Genomic DNA, 4,189 nt, shown 5'->3' with positions numbered 1-4,189 from the left:
ATGAAATTCGAGCAACAGGGACTTACCAAAAAACACGCGTGCGTCCAGCTTTTGCAAACTGCCGATCAGCAATTTCAGTCCTTCACCAGAAAGGCGCCAGCTGCCCACCTCAAACTGCCCTAACGGTTCAGTAGACGGAGAAACATCAGGCGGCATTTGTGTATTCACACCGATGATGCGTAGTTCGGTTTGATTCAAACCAGCATCGATGTAGGGCACGCTCGACAGCGCCTGCAGCACGCTCACGTAGTCGACGTAGAATCGAGATTTGTCAGGCATGCGTGCAATGGCGTTCGCCACGGCGCGCTCATCGAACTGTGCTGGTGACATATGGGGGATGGTGATGGTTTGCGTTACCTGGCCAGGGGATACGAATTGCATTTCGCCCACATGACCCATGGTCGCGGACAAGCCTTTGAATGTGCCCACGCCCTGGTTCAACCAGGTCGCCGTGCAGTAAGGCAATTGCGAACCGCATTCCAGGCTGGCTAATCGCCAGCCGCGTGACTCTAGTTTCAGACGATCCACGGTACGTGCGAGACGTTGAATCCAGTTGTCGATAGGATGGTTGGCCGCAACGCGATTATATTCTGCAACGATAGTGGCGTTTTCACGCGCAACTTGGTCGTCCCACATGCGCTGTTGCTCAATTTGCTGCGTGTCACTCCAGTGCCGTTCACCGAATTGCTTGATATCTTCGTAATACATGAAAGCGATCACCAAGGGTATTGCGGTCAAGGCGGCGCGGACACCAAGCCCGTGCCACTGGCGATCATAGCGCGTGAGTAGCGCAGCATTCTGCACACGCTCAGCCGTAAATAGACTCTCCAGATCTTCTTCGATAACCCGTGTACCGGGTTTCAAATCTCGCCAAAATTCGCCGTCGCCCACCAATTCAAATTCCGGAAACGCCATCAACAACTCAATGACGATTTGTTTGGTTTTTGCGGCACCGAGGATCATGTCTTTACCGAGGATTGGTATGCCTTGGGACAGTCCCAACAACCAGTAATGTTCAGCATCAATCGCTATAACGACGATGGCTGTGGTGTAAACGCTCGCCGCCACACTGGCAGCGGCCGTCGCACGCGATAATCGCCGGATATTCGCCGGCACACCAAAGACCGCCTCATCGGCACCGGTGCCATCGTCCGCGTGCGAATGCATGAGCACACCGAAGTTGCCCGCAGACTCACGGCAGGCTTGCCGTATACCCGCCTTGTCAGCAGCACTGGTGACAAGGTACCACTCCACACCAAACACGACCTGGCGGCCGCCGATGCGTTGCAGGTAAGCCACCTTGTGGTCACGTAGCGCCGGGATATCTGTCGTCAATCGATCTTTCAATGACGCGAGCATCGGCATGTTTTACTCCAGGCTCGCGGTCATGATGTACAACAGGTATTCGCGCTCGCGCGATCCGGATCGATTGCAACCGAACAAGCAGCCTAGGTTAGACGCGTTGTCGTATTTGCCAGAACTAAGATCAAACGCGAGCAGCACCTGGCTTTCGCCAGATTTCATTTCGTATTCCTGGATAACACCTTCTTTTGATGTTTGCGGTACCTGCGACACGAGCTCACTGCTGATCGGAATCGATTCAAATCCGTTTAAATCTGACTGGTCTAACATGATGTTGAACACGACTCTATTTTTGTTGATAACCCGGGTGTAAAAACTCATCCCAAAACCCACAAACAAATCAGTGATTTCAGACGACTCGGTTGACCCAACTTGAGACGTGTTGGTCGTGGACGCGCTACTCAAGTAACGAATAACATCGCCCTTCGCGATACTGAATAAACTGTGATTGCGCAACACGAAATTCTTGGAACGCAACACGGACACTTCACCTTCAGAGGCCAGCGCATCTAAAAAGATCTGGCTGCCGTTATACGCACTGGTGGGATTAATCGCTTCAGCGCTAAATCCCGACAAGCCGCCCGTCGTAATCCGCTGTGTCTGCAACTGGAAGAGCGTTTGTTCCGCTTTTTGGTAGACAGCATCAATGTTCAGGTTGAGATCCTGGCCGTGCGATTTTTTGACGCGCGCGATCATGAGATGCACAGTCGCTCGCAAACGTAGGGATTTATTCAGCTGCTCGATGTAGTCTTGAATCGTTGACACAACGATCGGGTTGTCCGTAACGGTAACTGCGCCGGTCGCTTCGTTGAACAGCACCCGGCCGTGACGCGATGACATCTCCTCAATGACACGTCGGGTGTTCTCCCAGAACTTGGGTTCTATCTTCAGATTTGTCGTGAGGCTTGTCGTGGATGCATTGTCGTCGGTCTGAGCGGATGACGCCGTCGTGCTCTGGCTTTCCGCTGAGCCACCATCGCCGGTCTTAGCAATGACAAAGGTATCTGTCTTGTAATAATAAAACAGCACACCATCGCGACGACTGTACGACCAGGAGACACCCATCGCTTGTGCAACCTGATCCAGCACTTCCGCGAAGGTGGCGCGTTTCAAATTCAGTCGGTAATTCGGTGTATGGATGTAATCGGACAACTCGCCTGACTGACCGGACTGCGACGTTTGCATTTGGGTCATGGCAGGTTGGGCTTGATCGCCAAAACCCAAACTTAAATCGTTACGAACGAATTCGTTTTTCGGAATTAACTCTGGGGCGCGACGAATCTGGATGCCCGTGCGAGCAGTAAGGTACGCGCTCAAATCCTGGAGCGACTTACTGTCGCCCAGGATGTAGTCGTTGCGTTCCGTCACCAGGCGCTCAGGCAATGCCGAGTCCATGACTTCGAGATCCGTTGCGACCCAGTAGCCGTCGGACACGCGCACGTCATAGCGTGCATCACCCACACGCATACCGCCGTTGCCAATCGCTACCTGGTGTTGATCGATGATGGTTTGCGTGCGTGACGTTTGCTCACGATAATCGCTGAACGGGTGACAGGCGGTGATGGCGACCAGCAATGGCGTTAACAGGAACAGGGAATTTTTCATGCGCTTAGTCTCCGTAGTGCAACAATTCAACGTACAAAATTTTGTTGCGTTCGTTGAGCGCAATATCGAAATACAAGGGTCGTGGTGCCGTCGCGTAGGCTTCTTTCACGCGACGTAAACATTCGGCGAATTCACATCGAAAAGTTGCACCGGCGCGGATAGGCACACGCACAAAGTTGCCCGCGTCATCGCGGACATTCCAAACCAGGTCGTTATACAAGGCCTGCTTCGCCCACCGACGCAACGCGATCTCAAGGTCCTCGCCTGGGTAGAGAAAAAACACGTTGTCCGGTTGCACAACAGTGGTGTCACTCAGATCGTTAACGGGTGTCGCCTTTGCTGCTTTAGCTGTTGTGCGCGCGCCAGACGCCACGTGCGGCACCACCTCAGGTGTCGCGACCAGGTCGACATAGGCTCCCTGACGATTGACGGACGCTTGATTGGTGAAGGTGTATCGCTCGTCAATTTTTTCAGCGGGTACACCGCGCTTAATTAATGCGTTAGCAATTTCACCGGCACGGCGTTTTGCCAGGGTGGCAGTCGCGTGGTTACCCGTCGATTGACTTTCGCCCTTCACGATCAAACGATCAACCGCCGCTGGGTTTTGGCGAACCAATGCCGCAATCTCATCCAAACGTTGCCGTTCGCGTAGTTCAATCGATGCCGCATCCGATTTGCCTGGCGGAAACGCGACATAACGTTGTGAAAGGTCAATAGAGGGTTTTTCAGGTGTAGCGGCTTCTTCGGTCTTGATCGATGCCAGCAACCGACGGATGCGGCTGTCATCTTCAAAATTCGGTTGCACATCAAACCACACCTCGCGGCCGAGCTCGTTGTGCTGCAATGACCAGGCAGATCCACCGAGTGCTTTGAGCGCATCACGCAGCGTTACCGGTCCCATCTGCATGAGCGTCCGAGGTAACGACTGAGCCATCAAGATTTTATCGACAGGCTCGCCATACTCACCCTTGATGTGCACCAGCCGATATCCGGTGCCATCCAGGAGCTCCTCCAGGGCATCTCCAATCGTCGTCACCGAGGGGCTGAATGAAATATTGATGATCGCGGATAGCGGATCAACCTGGTCCGCTCGCGGCGCCATGCGTGTTAGTGTGTAGCGATCGGTCTTGATCAATCCTGAAGAGGGATCATCGACAGCACTGACGGCAAAGGCCATCAGCGGAAAATAAAAAAAGGCGGCGGCTGCCGCCAAAGCACCCTT

Annotated in this window: 3 protein-coding genes; all 3 read right to left on the bottom strand. The window is 53.6% G+C overall.

Annotated elements, in window-relative coordinates; all coding sequences use genetic code 11:
- Positions 1 to 1,365: hypothetical protein (locus ACSV5M_RS21525; protein WP_439178906.1), on the bottom strand; the 1,365-nt coding region annotated here is incomplete at its 3' end.
- Between the two features lie 3 nt (positions 1,366 to 1,368).
- Positions 1,369 to 2,967, bottom strand: coding sequence for a hypothetical protein (locus ACSV5M_RS21520; RefSeq protein WP_439178905.1), 1,599 nt, complete (start codon positions 2,965 to 2,967; stop codon positions 1,369 to 1,371).
- A 4-nt stretch (positions 2,968 to 2,971) separates the two neighbouring features.
- A partial coding sequence (locus tag ACSV5M_RS21515) for an OmpA family protein (RefSeq protein WP_439178904.1) occupies positions 2,972 to 4,189 on the bottom strand: 1,218 nt, incomplete at its 5' end.

The sequence above is a fragment of the Cellvibrio sp. ARAG 10.3 genome, assembly GCF_051846955.1.
In the GTDB taxonomy this organism is placed as follows: Bacteria; Pseudomonadota; Gammaproteobacteria; order Pseudomonadales; family Cellvibrionaceae; genus Cellvibrio.
Note: the sequence above shows the minus strand (reverse complement) of the source record. Positions and strands in the feature narration are given on the sequence as shown.